The organism is Comamonas kerstersii (assembly GCF_002056725.1).
Taxonomy (GTDB): Bacteria; Pseudomonadota; Gammaproteobacteria; order Burkholderiales; family Burkholderiaceae_C; genus Comamonas; species Comamonas kerstersii.
Genome location: NZ_CP020121.1, coordinates 2,987,539 through 3,004,524, shown reverse-complemented (window position 1 = coordinate 3,004,524; position 16,986 = coordinate 2,987,539). Strand labels below are relative to the sequence as shown.

Here is a 16,986-nt window from a genome sequence, read left to right as displayed (position 1 = left end):
GTCTGCGTGATAGCCAAATCGCACTGATTCTCAGGTAATATTTGTTTGCATTTGCAGGCTGCAGGGATGGGGCAGCCGACTCTTTTCTGCTGACCGCCATTTTGATGGCGGCTTCCTGCTTTTATGACGGTAATACGTACAAGACTCAAAAAAACCTGGTTGCTTTGGGCCCCTGCTTCTGTTGTCTTCTGTGCAGGAGTGCTGGCCTCTGCCGGGGTAGTCAATGCATTGCTGGACCGTCAGGATAAGGAGGAGCAAAGCCGCGTCGATCATGAAATTGAGCTGTTTGCAGCTTCTTTGCAGCTGCGCATGACCACCTATGCAGATTTGCTGCGTGGCATGCAGCCGATCTTTGAGATGTCATCGACACACAGATCGCGCCGTGACTTCCTGCAAAAGACGGTGGTGAAGCAACTGCCCTATCGCTACCCGGGCATCGTGTCTCTGTCCGTGTCTTTGCGCATGTTGCCCGATGAATATCTGGAGTATCGCGACAGTCTTGTGGCAGAGCTGGGCGAAGCGGAGCGTGTTTCCATCGAGCAAATGCCCGCCTGGGATCCACAGCGCAAGACCTATAACGTGGTAGATCAGATCTGGCCGGAGCAGGCTGCTTCCAGGCTGGTGGGGTCGGATGCCATCGCACATCCTGCGGCTGAGCTGTACGCCTATAAAAATGCGCCGCGCACAACACCACGCATGTCCGAGCCGCTGCAGTTGCGGCAACTCCCGCACGGCGTGGTGGGAGTGCTGATCTCCGTGCCATTTCAGCGTATGGCAGAAGCTGTGCCAAGACTGGTTGGTACGGTCAATATGGGGGTGCGCCTGGACGCACTGATTGAAGACCTGCAGGAGCAGGGCTTGCTGCGTAATACGGCCATCAGCCTGTCGGACGTGGGCAGCGTATTGCCCGGCAATATGGTTCAGTACGACGAGCAGCCCCTTTATATTTCACAGGAATGGAATGCCATGGCGCCTGGCACACAGGGCGTCAGGTCATTCGATATCCTGGGGCGCAGCTGGCGTCTGGACTATGCGAGCCACCCACAGGTCCTGTCGAGCGCTGAACGCCTGTACCCCTGGGCCGCAGGTGCTCTGGGACTTCTCACAACGCTGCTGCTTGCCAGCATGCTTGCCCTGGCGGCACGCCAGCGTGAGCGTGCGCTGCTCAAAGTGCAGGCCAAGAACAACTTGCTGCGTTATCGCACGGGTCGGTTCAATGCGCTGTTCCATCAGCACGCGATCGGGGTGGCAGAAGTCAATGCCCAGACCGGGCAGTTTCTGCATGTGAACGCACGTTTTTGTGAGATTGCCGGGGAGTTGTCCAGCAGACTGACCCTGAAGGGCCTGCTGGGTATGCTGCAGCCGCAGGACAGGGAGAGCTGCGAGCAGGCACTGGCACAGCTGCGCCATGGCCAGCAGGGGCACCACAGTCAGGTTTTTCAGGTGCTGCGTGCGGATGGCAGCACCGTATGGGCTGAAATGTGGCTGGCTCCCTTGCGCGAGCATGGGCGTGAACTGCCGGGCAGCCATATTGTGCTGTTGCAGGATGTCAGTCAGCGCCATCACATGCAGCAGCAGCTACAGGCGCGTGAAGCCTATTCCAGCGAAATGCTGCGTTACATGCCGGTGGGCTTTGTCGTGGTGGGTGTGGTGGGCAATATTGAGTTCATCAATCACCAGTTTGAGTCCATGACCGGCTGGCAGCAGTCAGACATCCCTGATGAGTCCACCATGTGGCGCAAGCTCTGTGTAGATACGCTGGAGCACGCCAGACTGCTGCAGCGCCTGGCCTCTGTACGCAGCAACGTTGTGGGCAACAGCATGAACATGCTGGCTGCCGAATACCTGCTGCGTGCCAAGGATGGGCGAGAGCTGCCCGTGGAAGTGTCGGGCCGCTTTCTTGATGGCCGCGTGTTGCTGAGCTTTGTAGATGTCAGCCAGCGCAAGGCAGCAGAAGCCCAGATACGCTGGCTGGGCGACTACGACACACTGACGCAGTTGCCCAACCGCCGTCTGCTGCTCGACCGCCTGCATGAGGCACTGGTGCGCAGCAAGAAGGGTGGGGGAAGCAAGGGGGCCTTGCTGCTGCTCGATATTGATAACTTCAAGGCGCTCAATGAAACACTGGGGCATGAGCATGGCGATGCCCTGCTGCGGCTGGTGGCTACTCGCCTGAGTGGCTGCATTGCAGGCCGGCACACCCTGGCCCGTCAGGGCGGGGACGAATTTGCCGTGGTTCTGGAAGATCTGCCCGTGGATCCTCTGGAGGCCGGGCGCAGCACCGAGCAGGTGGGCGGCACCATCCTGGCGGCACTGCGCACCCCCTTTTATCTGAATGAGCAGGATTTCCATGTCACCGTCAGCATGGGGGCGGTGGTCTTCAGCGGACAGAATGACTCGGTGGAAGAACTGCTGAAACGCGCAGAGCTGGCGCTGTATCAGGCCAAGAGCGCCGGGCGCGACAGCCTGCAGTTCTTTGACCCCAGCATGCAGCAGGCCGTCAGTGCGCGGGTGGAGATGGAAAAAGATATCCGCCTGGCTCTGGAGCGGCATGAGTTTGATCTGTTCTATCAGCCACAGGTGTGCAACGGGCAGGTGATGGGCGCGGAGGCACTGCTGCGTTGGCAGCATCCCAGCAAGGGGCTGATATCTCCAGCAGTGTTTGTGCCTGCGGCCGAAGATTCAGGCTTGATACTGCCGCTGGGTGAGTGGGCGCTGTATGCAGCCTGCCGCCAGCTGGCGCGCTGGGCACGGGATCCTGCGCTGTCGCAGATGAGTATGTCGGTCAATGTCAGCCCCCGTCAGTTCTACCAACCCGACTTTGTCGCCCAGGTGCAGCAGGCGCTGGAGGTCACGGGTGCGCGAGCTGAGCGGCTGGAGCTGGAACTCACAGAGGGCATGCTGCTGGAGGATGTGGAAGACACTATCCGCAAGATGGTGCAGCTCAAGGCGCTGGGCGTCAGCTTCTCGCTGGACGACTTTGGTACGGGCTACTCCTCGCTGAGCTATCTCAAGCGCCTGCCGTTGGACAAGCTCAAGATCGACCAAGGCTTTGTGCGCGAGGTGGTCACCAGCAGTAACGATGCGGCCATTGCACGGTCCATCATTGCACTGGGTCACAGTCTGGGTCTGCAGGTCATCGCTGAAGGTGTGGAAACCGAAGCGCAGCGCGCATTTCTGGAAGAAAACGGCTGTAACTTCTGGCAGGGCTACCTGTTCAGTCGCCCGCAGCCCGCGGCTGACTTTGAGGCATGGGCACGCAGCTATAACGCCGAGACCACAAACCTGCAGGCCACATCACTTTGCCCCTGAAATGCAGCCTGCGTCAGCAGTGAAAGGTTACTCCTAAAAACAGAGCTGCTGACGCTGGTTTTATCAGCGATAAACAGGGTTTGTTACAAAGTTTAAGATTCGGTGCTACAGGCATCTGTAACAGGGCGCGGTATTATCACGACTCATACGTTTTGCTTTTGCTTGCTTCCGAGTCTGAATCTCCGTGCGTCTTAATTCCATCAAGCTGTCTGGCTTCAAATCTTTTGCCGAACCTACCAACTTCATGCTGCCTGGGCAGCTGATTGGTGTTGTAGGTCCCAATGGATGCGGCAAGTCCAACATCATGGACGCGGTGCGCTGGGTGCTGGGCGAAAGCAAGGCCTCGGAGCTGCGTGGCGAGAGCATGCAGGACGTGATCTTCAACGGCACCACGCACCGCAAACCCGCCAGCCGCTCCAGTGTGGAACTGGTGTTTGACAATAGCGACCACCGCGCGGGTGGCCAGTGGGGCCAGTTCACGGAAATTGCCGTCAAGCGCGTGCTCACGCGAGATGGCAACAGCTCCTACTTCATCAACAACCAGCCTGTGCGCCGTCGTGACGTGCAGGATGTGTTTCTGGGTACCGGCCTGGGCCCGCGTGCCTACGCCATCATCGGTCAGGGCACGATCAGCCGCATCATCGAGTCACGCCCGGAAGAGCTGCGTCTATTCCTCGAAGAGGCCGCCGGTGTGTCCAAGTACAAGGAACGCCGCCGCGAAACCGAAAACCGTCTGTCTGATACGCGTGAGAACCTCACACGTGTGGAAGACATTCTGCGTGAACTCAACGCCAACCTCGACAAGCTGGAAAAGCAGGCCGAGGTTGCTGCCAGATACAACGAGCTGCAGGCCAGCGTCACCCTCAAGCAGCACCAGCTGTGGTTTCTGAAGAAGCAGGATGCCGAAGGCGATCTGACCAAAATCCGCCAGGAAGGTCTGCAGGCCGTCAACGAGCTGGAAGCCCGCATGGCGGAGATCCGCCACATCGAGGCCGATCTGGAAGCCGTGCGCCAGGCCCACTACGAAGCGGGTGACAAGGTCAATCAGGCGCAGGGCCGTCTGTACGAAGCCACGGCCGAAGTCGGCAAACTCGAAGCCGAAATCCGCTATGTGGTCGAAGGCCGCCAGCGCGTAGAGCAGCGCCTGCAGCAGCTGGCCGAGCAGATCGCCCAGTGGGCGCAGCGCAAGGAAGATGCCGAGGTGGAGCTGGAGCATCTGGCTGAAAACGGCATGGATGCCGAAGAACAGGCAGAAATGCTGGCTGCCCAGCTGGAAGAACAAAGCATGCGCCTGCCTGATCTGGAAGACGCCTTGCGTGCCGCCCAGAACAAGGCCAATGAGCAGCGCCAGCAGGTGGTGCAGGTGCAGCAGCAGATTCAGGTGCTGGCTGCAGAGCAGCGCAGCATCAACGAGCAGACGCGCCAGCACGAAAGTCGGCTGGAGCGCCTGCGCAATGACCGCAATGCACTGGCCACGCCCGATGAGGCACGCCTGCAGCAGGTCTCTGCCCAGTACGAAGATGCGGCCGAGATGGCCGAAATGGCCGAGGCGGCCCTCATGGAACTGCAGGACAGCGTGCCGCAGCTCGACGATGAGCGCCGCCAGCGCCAGCAGGCCCTGAACCAGGAAACTGCACGTCAGGCGGAACTGGCTGCGCGCATGGAAGCGCTCAAGGCGCTGCAGGAAAAGGTCAAGACCGACGGCAAGCTGCAGCCCTGGCTGGCCAAGCATGGACTCGATGGCCTGCAGGGACTATGGACACGCATTGCCGTAGAGCCCGGCTGGGAAAATGCACTGGAAGCAGCGCTGCGCGAGCGCATGGGGGCGCTGGAAATCAGCCGCCTGGACATGGTGCGTGGCTTTCTGGGGGCAGGCGCTAAGGATGCGCCCCCTGCACGGCTGGCGTTCTATTCCAAGCCTGAGGGCAGCCTGAGCCTGAGCAGCAATGGCCTGCCCTTGATGGCAGAGCTGCTGCGTGTGGGGGATGCAGGCCTCAAAGCACTGCTGACCGAATGGCTGGCTGGCTGCTACACCGCACAGTCGCTGGATGAAGCGCTGAGCCATCGCGCTCAGCTCAAGGCTGGCGAAACGATTTATGTGCCCACGGGCCATGCGGTCACGGCCCACAGTGTGAGCTTTTTCGCTCAGGATTCTGAGCAATCTGGTCTGCTGGCACGCGCTCAGGAAATTGAGCACCTGGAAAAAGAACTGCGTGCGCAGGCGTTGATCAGCGAAGAAGCTCGTACAGCGCTGGTGCGTGCCGAGGCGGCTTATGCCGATGCCTCTCAACGCCTGGTGAGCGCACGCCGCGAAGCCAGCGAGGCCAAGCAATCGGCGCATGAGCTGCAGGTGGAAATGCTGCGCCTGACCCAGCAGGCTGAACAGGCGCGTGCACGCACCGCCCAGATTGAGGCTGATGTGGCTGAAGTACAGGCGGCACTGGATGATCTGCAGGAGCGGGCCGTCGCCGCAGAAGCGCGCTTTGAAGAGCTGGACATGCAGCTGGCTGACAGCCAGGAACTGCATGCCCAGCTGGACGAAAAAGTCATTGAAGCCGAGCGCAAGCTGGCAGAAAGCCGTGAGCAGCTGCGTGCGCTGGAGCGCAAGGCGCAGGAAGCGACCTTCAGCCAGCGCAGCATGCAGGCACGACAGGCCGAGCTGCAGCGTACGCTGGAGACCGCAGAGCAGCAAACCAAGGCGCTGCTGGAAGAGCGTGAGCGTGCCTATGCCGAGCAAAGTCGCCTCAACGATGCCGCCGCGCAGGGTGGCCTGCAGGATGCACTGGCACTGAAGATGGAGCGCGAGCAGGCGGTGGCCGCTGCGCGCAGCGAATACGAAGACCTGACCAACAAGCTGCGCGCCAGTGATGAGCGCCGCACGCAGATTGAGCGGGCACTGGAGCCCATGCGTGCGCGCATTACCGAGTTCCAGCTCAAGGAGCAGGCTGCAGCGCTGGGCAGTGCCCAGTATGAGCAGCAGTTGGCAGAAGCTGGCGCTGATCTGGCAGCCGTGGCGCAGTCCATTCTGGAAGGCAACGTCAAGCTCCACGGTCTGCAAAGCGAGATTGACCGTCTGCACCGCGAGATTGCCGCGCTGGGCGCGGTGAACCTGGCGGCGCTGGAAGAGTTGCAGCTGGCGCGTGAGCGCAAGGTGTTTCTGGATGCACAGGTGGCTGACCTGACCGAGGCCATGACCACGCTGGAAAACGCCATCAAGAAGATTGACAACGAAACGCGCGACCTCCTGTCTGCCACCTTCAACACCGTCAATACGCATTTTGGCCGCATGTTCCCTGAGCTCTTCGGGGGCGGGCAGGCCAAGCTCATCATGACGGGCGATGAAATTCTGGATGCAGGGGTGCAGGTGATGGCGCAGCCCCCGGGCAAGAAGAACCAGACCATTCACCTGCTGTCAGGCGGCGAAAAAGCACTGACAGCGATTGCGCTGGTGTTTGCCATCTTCCAGCTCAACCCCGCGCCTTTCTGTCTGCTGGACGAGGTGGACGCACCGCTGGACGATGCCAATACCGAGCGCTACGCCAAACTGGTGGCCAGCATGAGCCGGGGAACCCAGTTCCTGTTCATCAGTCACAACAAGATTGCCATGGAAATGGCGCAACAATTGATTGGCGTCACGATGCAGGAGCAGGGTGTTTCGCGCATTGTGGCTGTGGATATGGAATCGGCCCTATCCATGGCACACGCTTGATTACGAATAACGGGATACAGCAACTCCATGAGTACCCTTCAAATCAGTCTGGCCGTGGTGGGAGTCATCCTGCTGGGGCTGATCGTGGCCTACAACGCCTGGAACTATCGACGTCATGCGCCCAAGCGTCCCCGCCCTGTGGATGGCGACAAGGCGCAACTGGAACCGTCGGCACGCTTTGAACCTGCTCTCGATGGTCTGGACATCACCAGCATGCCGCAACCTGCACCTGCTGCCGTGGATGAACCACTCATGGATGCCGTGCCTGCGCAGGATGTAGCACATGCACCAGAGGCTGCGCCTGCGACCGATGCTCCTGAGACCACAGAAAGCGCTGAACCTGTGCAGGCTGTGCGTGCGGCGCAGCCCTCGGCAGAGCGCAAGCTGGCGCTGGATGTCTTGATTGATGCCATCGCGCCGATTCGTGTGGACCACCCCATCACTGGTGAGGCAGCTTTGCTGGTGCAGCCCACCACACGCCGTGCAGGTAGCAAGCCTTTCCGAATTGAAGGCCTGAACGAAGCCACGCAGGAATGGGAAGCCGTGCGTGCAGGCCAGCGCTATACGGCCTTCCAGGCCGGTGTGCAGCTGGCTAACCGCCTGGGTGCACTCAATGAAATTGAATTTTCCGAGTTTGTGGCCAAGGTGCAGAACTTTGCCGATGCGCTCAACGCCATTGTCGAGCTGCCCGACATGCTGCAGGAAGTGGGCCGCGCGCGTGAACTGGACCAGTTTGCCAGCGAACACGATGCACAGCTGAGCTTTGTGCTGCGCCCACGCCGTGCAGCCTGGAGTCCCGGCTATATCGAGCAGCACGCAGCCAGCCTGGGCTTTGTGACATCGTCCATGCCCGGCCGTCTGCTGCTGCCTTCGGCTTGCGGCGTGCAGCCACCGCTGCTGACGCTGGCTTATGACGCTCAGGCGGCGCAGTCAGACAATCTGGACCAGACCGCCGTGCATGAAGTCTGGCTGAGTCTGGACGTGCCCCAGGTGCCCCGCAGCGAAGAGCCTTTTGCACAGCTGCGCCGTGTGCTGCAGGCACTGTGCGAAAACATGGAAGGCTTTATCTGCGACCAGAACGGCTACCAGCTGTTGCCTCAGGTGTTTGACCCCATCGCTGCCGATCTGCAAAAGCTGTACGACCGTCTGGACCAGCGCGAGCTGTCCGCAGGCTCCATGCTGGCGCGTCGCTTGTTCAATTAAGTGAGCAGCCAACGCAAGCATGAGCGAGACTTTAGATCTGTTTGGCAGTGAAATGCCCGAAAAACCTGCGCCAGCAGCTCCTAAAACAGTAGTTGCCAAAGTGCAGGCATTGCGTGCGCAGCTGCAGCAATGGGCGCATGAATACTATGTGCTCGATGCACCTACGGTGCCAGATGGTGAGTACGACCGTGTCTTCCAGCAATTGCAGGCACTCGAAGGTGCCTACCCAGAGCTGGTCACACCCGACTCTCCCACCCAGCGCGTGATTGGCGCGGTGCTCGATGGCCTGACGCCGGTGCGCCATGTGGTGCCCATGCTGTCGATTCGCACCGAGACGGACAATGAAGCCAGCGGTGCCGAGGCCTTTGATGCGCGCGTGCGCCGCGAGCTGGAGCTGGACGACAGTGCCGCGCCTGTGGAATATGTGGCTGAGCCCAAGTTTGATGGTCTGGCCATGAGCCTGCGCTACGAGCACGGTAAGCTGGTGCATGCCGTCACGCGCGGCGATGGCGAAGTGGGTGAGGACGTGACCCACAACATCCGCACCATTCGTCAGATACCTCTGAGCCTGCCAGCAGATGCGCCCCCGGTGCTGGAAGTGCGCGGTGAGGTCTATATGCGCCGCGCGGACTTTGCCCAGCTCAATGAGCGGCAGGAAGCCGCAGGCGGCAAGCTGTTTGCCAATCCGCGCAATGCGGCTGCGGGCTCGGTGCGCCAGCTGGACTCCAATATCGCCATGCAGCGGCCCCTGTCTTTCTTTGCCTACGGTGTGGGTGAAGTCACGCCGGTGGAGCAGGGCGGCCCCGACTTTGTGACGCACTACGGCATGCTCATGCAGCTCAAGGCCTGGGGCTTTCCCGTGGCGCCGCAGGTGCGCATTGCGCATGGTGCTGCCGAGCTGGTGCAGTTCCATGAATTCATGGGGCAGGAGCGTCCGCAGCTGCCTTATGAAATGGACGGGGTGGTCTACAAGGTCAACAGCCTGGCGCTGCAACGCCAGCTGGGCTTTGTGACGCGTGAACCCCGCTGGGCCGTGGCCCACAAATATCCAGCGGAAGAAATGCCTACCGTGATGGAAGGCATTGATGTGCAAGTGGGCCGCACTGGCAAGCTCACCCCCGTGGCACGCCTGGCGCCTGTGAGTGTTGGCGGTGTGACGGTGACGAACGCCACGCTGCACAACCTGTTTGAAATCCGCAAAAAGGGCGTGCGCGTAGGGGACACCGTGGTCGTGCGCCGTGCGGGTGATGTGATTCCGGAAGTGGTGCGCCGTGTGCCCGGTGAGCGCACTGCCTATGTGCCCAACTTCCGCATGCCTGCCGCTTGCCCGATCTGTGGCTCCGAGGTGGTGCGTGAAAAGGGCGAAGCCAATCACCGTTGCACGGGGGGGCTGTTCTGCGCGGCACAGCGCAAGGAAGCCTTGCTGCACTTCGCAGCACGTCGCGCCATGGACATTGAAGGTCTGGGCGACAAGCTGGTGGACCAGCTGGTGGATGGCAATGTGGTGCGCAGCCTGCCAGACCTGTACCGCCTGCGGCTGGACGATCTGGCATCGCTGGATCGTATGGCAGAAAAGTCCGCCCAGAACGTGCTCGATGCCCTGGAAAAGTCCAAATCCACAACGCTCAACCGCTTCCTGTTTGGCCTGGGCATTCGCCATGTGGGAGAGGCCACAGCCAAGGATCTGGCGCGCCACTTTGGCACGCTGGATGCCATCATGGCGGCCAGCGTGGAGCAGCTGCTGGAAGTGCGCGATGTAGGCCCCGTAGTGGCCGAGAGCATTCATACCTTTTTCGCCCAGCCTCATAACCGTGAGGTGGTGCAGCAGCTGCGCGAGTGCGGCGTGCACTGGGAGGAAGGCGCTCCTGCGGAAAAAGCGCCGCAGATTCTGGCGGGCAAGACCGTGGTGCTGACCGGCACGCTGCCCACCATGGGGCGTGATGAGGCCAAGGAGCTGCTGGAAGCGGCGGGTGCCAAGGTCAGCGGCTCTGTCAGCAAAAAGACCAGCTATGTGGTCGCAGGTGCAGAGGCAGGCAGCAAGCTGACCAAGGCGCAGGAGCTGGGTATCCCCGTGCTGGATGAGGCTGGGATGCTGGCACTGCTTCGCGGCGAGGACGTGTAAATGGCACTGGCACCGCGCATTCCCAAAATTGGTCTTGCGCTGGGCAGTGGCTCTGCCCGTGGCTGGGCGCATCTGGGCGTCATTCAGGCCTTGCAGGATGCGGGGATCAAGCCCGATGTGGTCTGCGGTGCGTCCATTGGTGCGCTGGTTGCCGCCGTCCATGCGGCCGGCGAGCATGAACGCTTTGCCGACTGGGTGCGCAGCCTGAGCATGCGCGATGTCTGGGGCTTCATGGACTTCAATCTCTCAGGCGGCATGCTCAAGGGCGAGAAGCTCATCAACTTCTGGCGCCGCAATTTTGCGGACTTTGTCATTGAAGATTCGCCCACTCCCTTTGCGGCCGTCGCGACAGACCTGCACTCTGGTGCAGAAGTCTGGTTGCGCCATGGCTCGATAGCAGACGCTGTGCGGGCCTCGATTGCCTTGCCAGGCCTGTTTACGCCCGTGGTGCATGAAGGCCGTTTGCTGGTGGATGGAGGGCTGGTCAACCCTGTGCCTGCCTCGCTGGCACGTGCGCTGGGCGCTGACATTGTGATTGCCGTGGACCTGAATGCAGACCTGATGCAGCACGCCATGCGTCGAAACAGCATGGCAGTCCTGGAGGCGGAGCCACAGGAAGCTGCGGCAACGGCGGAAGTGAACTGGATGGGCCGCCTGCAGCAAAGCCTGCCCTGGCGCAAAAGCGATGCCCATGAGGAAGACCGCATGCCCATGCCCTCTTTGCTGGATGTGGCCATGACCAGCATCAACATCATGCAGATGCGTATTACGCGCAGCCGTATGGCGGGAGATCCGCCGGAGCTGGTCATCGCCCCGCGACTGGCGCATCTGGGGCTGCTGGATTTTCACCGGGGGGAAGAGGCCATGGCCGCAGGCTATGCAGCGGCGCAGGCGGCACTCCCCGGGTTGGCGGACTTTGGCTGAAAGGCGCAGCTTTCTAATTAATTGATAGCTGATAGCGCCCGTGAATAAAGGATTTCAGATGCAAAAGTATCTGAAGCCTTTATCTTGCAAGCGATAGCAGCTATGTTTTTTATCTGTGCCTGCGCACCGCACCTGCGCGTCCAGCCTTGCTCCAGTCATAGACATGGACATCAGGTGTGTGGCCGTTCTCCACGGCAGCGACGCCTAGGCCGCCAACCATCTCGCGCATTTCTGAAGAAATGCAGACATGGGCATTGCGTGGATCAGCGCGCAGCTGCTGGCAATCGGCCAAGGCCTGGGACATGGCATGGTCCTCATAGGCGCGGCACTGGGGTTGCCATGAAGGTGTCTGGTCTTCTGGCGCGGTGTTGTGAAGGTGAAAAACCACGATGCTCATGGAAGCAGGCAATAGCAGAGGGAAAACTTCTGTTGTAACGCATGTGGATGAGCCGGGCGTGACACAGCATCGATACACCTACAGCCCTCAATGTTTGAGGCGCGAAAGTAAACTGGCGGGTTGATTTTTCACTGCTGTCTCAGCACAAGCATCTTCCGATGAACGCACCCATTGATGTTTCCTTCTTTCCGCGCGACGCCAAGCCTTTGACGAGCTACCGCCCGTACTGGGCCAAGCGCTTTGGTACGGCGCCATTTTTGCCGATGAGCCGTGCGGAGATGGACCAGCTCGGTTGGGACAGCTGTGACGTGATTCTGGTCACGGGCGATGCCTATGTGGACCACCCCAGCTTTGGCATGGCAGTGATTGGCCGCGTGCTGGAGGCCCAGGGCTTTCGCGTGGGCATCATCGCCCAGCCTGACTGGCAGAGTGCCGAGGCCTTCAAGGTGCTGGGCAAACCCAATCTGTTCTGGGGCGTGACGGCGGGCAATATGGACTCCATGATCAACCGCTATACGGCCGATCGCAAAATCCGCTCCGACGATGCTTACACCCCTGGCGATGTGGGCGGCAAGCGCCCCGACCGCGCCGCCATTGTCTACAGCCAGCGCTGCCGCGAGGCCTACAACGATGTGCCGATCGTGCTGGGCGGCATCGAAGGTTCGCTGCGCCGTATTGCGCACTACGACTACTGGAGCGACAAGGTGCGTCGCTCCATCGTGGTGGACAGCAAGTGCGACATCCTGCTCTACGGCAACGCAGAGCGTGCACTGGTTGAAGTGGCACACCGCATTGCGCGCCGTGAGCCAGTGGAGAGCATCACCGATGTGCGCGGTACCGCCTTTGTGCGCCGCAAGTCGGAAGAGGGCTGGTACGAGGTGGACTCCAGCGAAGTCGATGAACCCGGCCCTATCGATGCGCTCATCAATCCCTATCTGACCACCAGCGAGCAGGCCGCAGCCCAGGGACAGTCCTGTTCCAAGGAAGACGGTGCCCAAGCTGCGACACCCGGCACCGCCTGCGGTACAGCCCCCAATGTGCCAGCTATGCCTGCTGTGCAGGCCGTGCAGTTCGATGCGCTGGCCAATCGTGGCAAGAGCGGCCGCAAGCTGCCTCCCCGCGAAAAGACGGTGCTGCGCCTGCCCAGCTATGAGCAGGTCAAGAGCGACCCCATTCTGTATGCCCACGCCAACCGTGTGCTGCACCTGGAAACCAACCCCGGCAATGCCCGTGCGCTGGTGCAGGCGCATGGCGAGGGCACGGCTGCGCGTGATGTGTGGCTGAACCCGCCTCCCATTCCGCTGACTACGGCTGAGATGGACTATGTGTTTGGCCTGCCTTACGCGCGCGGCCCGCACCCCAGCTACGCGGATGAAAACGGCAGCCACGAAGGCGAGACCAAGATTCCTGCATGGGAGATGATTCGCACCTCGGTGAACATCATGCGTGGCTGCTTTGGTGGCTGCACCTTCTGCTCCATCACCGAGCACGAAGGCCGCATCATCCAGAGCCGCTCGGAAGACTCCATCATTCAGGAGATCGAGGACATTCGCGACAAGGTCAAGGGCTTTACCGGCACGATTTCGGACCTGGGTGGCCCTACGGCCAATATGTATCGCCTGGGCTGCTCCAGCCCTGAGATTGAAAAGCACTGCCGCAAGCCCAGCTGTGTGTTCCCCGGCATCTGCCAGAACCTGCATACCGACCATGGCCCGCTGATCAATATTTACCGCCGTGCGCGCAAGCTGCCTGGCATCAAGAAAATTCTGATTGGCTCCGGTCTGCGCTACGACCTGGCCGTGAAGTCGCCCGAGTACGTGAAGGAGCTGGTGCAGCACCACGTGGGTGGCTATCTGAAGATTGCGCCCGAGCACACCGAGCAGGGACCGTTGTCCAAGATGATGAAGCCTGGCATCGGCAGCTATGACAAGTTCAAACAGATGTTTGAAAAGTACAGCGAAGAGGCCGGCAAGAAGCAGTTCCTGATTCCATACTTCATCGCAGCCCACCCCGGCACCAGCGATGAGGACATGATGAACTTGGCCATCTGGCTCAAGAAGAACGGCTTCCGCGCAGACCAGGTGCAGACCTTCTACCCCAGCCCCATGGCCACAGCGACGGCCATGTACCACTCAGGCCGCAACACTTTGACCAAGGTGCGCCGTGAGATGCGTGATGAGGATGAAGAACGCGTGGACATCGTGCGTGGTGAAAAGCGCCGCCGTCTGCACAAGGCCTTCCTGCGTTACCACGACCCCAACAACTGGCCACTGCTGCGTGAAGCGCTCAAGGCCATGGGCCGTGCGGATCTGATTGGCAATAGCAAGAACCACCTGATCCCCACCTTCCAGCCGCTCACCGATGGCAGCTACCAGAACGCGCGCAAGAAAAACAGCACGCCAGCCAAGTCAGGCAAGGTCGGGCTGGGCTACACCACCAACAAGGATGGCAAGGTTGTGGCGCTGCGCCCCCGCAAGGTCGATGAGATCGCTGCGCGTGAGCCCAAGGAAGATGTGCGCTTTGCACGCAACCAGCCCAAGGCTGGCCAGATGCTGACCCAGCACACGGGCTTGCCTCCACGTGCAGGCGTGAATGCACGCAGCAAGCCTTTTGGCAAAGCCAAGCCCAAGCGCTGAAGCGAACGACTTGCTGAGTTACTGATCCACCGCGCTGTCTGTCTGGACGCGCGGTGGTTTTCTGAAGTAAGCCGCATCAAAAGGCACGGGGCGTGCAATGTGGTAGCCCTGTGCATAGTCCACGCCCATATCCTGCAGTGCCTTGAATGTGGCGTCATCGGCCACAAACTCGGCAATCGTCTTCTTGCCCATGACATGGCCGATATGGTTGATGGAGTCGACCATGGCGCGGTTGCATGGGTTTTGCAGCATGTCCTTGACAAAGCTGCCATCGATCTTGAGGTAGTCCACTGGCAGTTGCTGCAGGTATTTGAAGCTGGCCATGCCGGAGCCGAAATCATCCAGTGAAAAGCGGCAGCCGAGCTTGCGCAGCTCTTCAATCATGGCAATGGCAAGGTCCATGCTGGCAATGGCCGTGGTCTCCGTGATTTCAAAACACAGCTTGTCGGCAGCAATGCCATGTTCCTGAATGTTCTGGCGGATAAATTCCAGCAGTTCGCTATCACCCAGGCCTGAACCAGACAGGTTGATGGAACAGGTGCAGATATCTGCACCTTCCGCCAGGCGCTGCTTGAGCAGTATGAGCGAGTTGCGGACCACCCAGCGGTCGATCTGTGGCATGAGATCGTAGCGCTCGGCAATCGGGATGAACTCGTTCGGAAGAATGAGCTTGTCCGGGCCATCTTGCAGGCGCAGCAGTATTTCAAAGTGTGCACCATGCATGCCGGTAACCGATGGCTGCAGAGGGTAGACGGTCTGTGCCATGAGCGTGAACTTGTCATGCTCAAGGCTGAAGCGCAGCCGCTGTACCCATTCCATGTCCCCCTGGTAACGCTGGAACACACGGTTGAATGGGTTGTCGACAGAGATGCGATTGCGTCCGCTTTCTTTGGCATGCTTGCAGGCACTCTCGGCCATGCGCAGCAGGGTTTGTGCATCCGTAGGGCGCTGTGGATGGATGTGGACCACACCAATGCTGACACCTGTGTGCAGATTGTGCTGGCGCCACGGTACGTGCAGGTTATGAATGAGCATGCGCAGCCGCTCTGCCGTCTGCATGGCTGCATGGGGCTGGCAGTGGTTGAGCATCACTGCAAATTCGTCACCACCAATGCGGGCCAGTACATCGCTTTCACGCACGGCAATGCGCAGCTGCTGACAGACTTCGCGCAGGATTTCATCGCCAGCAGCATGCCCGTAGCTGGCATTGATGATCTTGAAGTGGTCCAGATTAAGGTGCAGCAGCGTGCAATGGTGCTTGCCCAGCGTTTGCTGCAGGTATTTTTCAAAGGCTGCGCGATTGTCCAGACCCGTCAGCATGTCGTGGCTCTGCTGCCAGGCCAGCATCTGCATGTATGCCTGTTCCTGTGAGACATCGTGCAGCACCATGACCGTGCCGGTGCGTTGCTGCGCATCTTCTACAGAGGTGGTGGATATGCGTACGGCGACCTTGTCGCGGTTCTCTCGCTCGATCCAGTGAATCTGGTCTTCTTCAGCCTTGGAGCGGCCCTGTACAGGTGAGGCTTGCTCATGCTGCGCAATGAGGCTGGGGGCAAAGGGGATGATTTCAGCCACAGGATGCCCCAGAAGATGCCCAACAGGTGTGTCCAGCAGACGGGAAGCTGCGGGGTTGGCATAACGGATGCGCTGCTTGGCATCCAAGGTGAGTACACCGTCAGCCAGCGCCGCCAGCGTAATGCTGCTGCGTTGCCGTTCGGCCTCCAGCGTGCTGTGAGCCTTGTGGCTTTCATTGATGGCACGCTGCACGGATAGCAGGTACAGCAGGCTAAGCACCAAGGCAGTTGCCAGATTGATCAGCAGCAAGTGATGGCTGAGCCCCCGGAAGAGATCGCCAAGTACAGCACTGAACTGCTTGGCCAGTGGAATGACGATGCTGTGAATCTGGGAAATTTGCTGCAGCCAGGCGTTGACGGTCTGAGCGTTGGCGACAGTTTTGCCGCTTTGCAGGCGCTGGTGTATGGCTTCACCAAGCTGAGCGAGTTCATTGGCATAGGCATCACCTTGTTGCCAGAGCGTGCGCGCGGGAAGCAGAGCAGGCAGATCCCAGACCAAGGGGAGGGCGTAGAGAACGGTCTGTACATCGTCAGGATGGTTTTCGCCCTTCAGCAATCCTTCACGGATGCTGGATATGTCGTGTGCACCATCATCGAGTGCCTGGCGAGCAGTACTGACGCCAAGAGGTATGGCAATCGCGTTCCTGAAATCTATGAATTCCTGCGGGGCTGCGGTAGTGGCATAGCGCTGCAGATGCATGACGGCAGCATGCATGCCCTTGGCCCAGAGACTCTCGCCACTGACCACAATGCGCACGGCAGAAAGCAGCACTATGCTGGCAATGGCTACCATCAGCTGGATCGCCACCGCGCTGATAAACAGCCAGCGCCGCCATTTGTATGTCTTGTTTTGCGAGTTGGTCAAAACCGTGCTCCCCAGATCAGGGATATGAGGTCTTTGTGTACCCCCTGCAGACGGAGGTTGACAGGCGCCTGATGGTCTGCCTGAAAGTGAGTCAGTTGCGGTGTTGTTGCACTTTGCTGTGTATGTGAGTGTGTGTCAGGACCGCTTGCCTGTACGTTAGATATAAAAGTGCAAACGATTGCCAGGCCTCTCAGGGACAGCACCTGGGTTCACTAATTGCACCCTTGAAGCGTTATTGCGAAGC

At 60.1% G+C, this 16,986-nt stretch carries 8 protein-coding genes; 6 read left to right on the top strand and 2 right to left on the bottom strand.

What is annotated here, in order from left to right:
* The first annotated feature begins 198 nt into the window (after positions 1-198).
* The 5 genes from B5M06_RS14150 to rssA all read left to right on the top strand — a co-directional run bounded on the left by B5M06_RS14150 (position 199) and on the right by rssA (position 11,270).
* Positions 199-3,312, top strand: coding sequence for a bifunctional diguanylate cyclase/phosphodiesterase (locus B5M06_RS14150; RefSeq protein WP_054067091.1), 3,114 nt, complete (start codon positions 199-201; stop codon positions 3,310-3,312).
* A gap of 184 nt (positions 3,313-3,496) precedes the next feature.
* Positions 3,497-7,021, top strand: a complete 3,525-nt coding sequence (smc, locus tag B5M06_RS14145; RefSeq protein ID WP_054067092.1) for a chromosome segregation protein SMC — start codon at positions 3,497-3,499, stop codon at positions 7,019-7,021.
* A gap of 27 nt (positions 7,022-7,048) precedes the next feature.
* Positions 7,049-8,224, top strand: a complete 1,176-nt coding sequence (locus tag B5M06_RS14140) for a cell division protein FtsZ (protein ID WP_054067093.1) — start codon at positions 7,049-7,051, stop codon at positions 8,222-8,224.
* Positions 8,225-8,243: 19 nt separating this feature from the next.
* Positions 8,244-10,346, top strand: coding sequence for an NAD-dependent DNA ligase LigA (gene ligA / locus B5M06_RS14135; protein ID WP_054067094.1), 2,103 nt, complete (start codon positions 8,244-8,246; stop codon positions 10,344-10,346).
* Entirely contained in the window at positions 10,347-11,270 is a 924-nt protein-coding gene (rssA, locus tag B5M06_RS14130) for a patatin-like phospholipase RssA (protein ID WP_054067095.1), read from the top strand.
* A gap of 109 nt (positions 11,271-11,379) precedes the next feature.
* On the opposite strand, the gene B5M06_RS14125 is transcribed toward rssA, so the two are convergent.
* Positions 11,380-11,574: a hypothetical protein gene (locus tag B5M06_RS14125; protein ID WP_240183941.1), complete on the bottom strand. Its 195-nt coding sequence runs from the start codon at positions 11,572-11,574 to the stop codon at positions 11,380-11,382.
* Between the two features lie 251 nt (positions 11,575-11,825).
* Here B5M06_RS14125 and B5M06_RS14120 point away from each other — a divergent pair, with 251 nt between their 5' ends.
* Positions 11,826-14,303 (top strand): YgiQ family radical SAM protein, encoded by a 2,478-nt coding sequence (locus B5M06_RS14120; protein WP_054067097.1) that lies wholly within the window; start codon positions 11,826-11,828, stop codon positions 14,301-14,303.
* 18 nt (positions 14,304-14,321) lie between these two features.
* Here B5M06_RS14120 and B5M06_RS14115 read toward each other — a convergent pair whose 3' ends face one another.
* The gene (locus B5M06_RS14115; RefSeq protein ID WP_080025267.1) at positions 14,322-16,742 is read right to left on the bottom strand and encodes a putative bifunctional diguanylate cyclase/phosphodiesterase; all 2,421 of its coding nucleotides are present in this window, start codon (positions 16,740-16,742) and stop codon (positions 14,322-14,324) included.
* Positions 16,743-16,986: the final 244 nt, after the last annotated feature.

Coding starts and splice junctions, on each gene's coding strand:
- B5M06_RS14140 (WP_054067093.1), top strand. CDS start 7,049: ATGAGTACCCTTCAAATCAGTCTGGCCGTGGTGGGAGTCATCCTGCTG.
- ligA (WP_054067094.1), top strand. CDS start 8,244: ATGAGCGAGACTTTAGATCTGTTTGGCAGTGAAATGCCCGAAAAACCT.
- rssA (WP_054067095.1), top strand. CDS start 10,347: ATGGCACTGGCACCGCGCATTCCCAAAATTGGTCTTGCGCTGGGCAGT.
- B5M06_RS14125 (WP_240183941.1), bottom strand. CDS start 11,574: ATGTCCCAGGCCTTGGCCGATTGCCAGCAGCTGCGCGCTGATCCACGC.
- B5M06_RS14120 (WP_054067097.1), top strand. CDS start 11,826: ATGAACGCACCCATTGATGTTTCCTTCTTTCCGCGCGACGCCAAGCCT.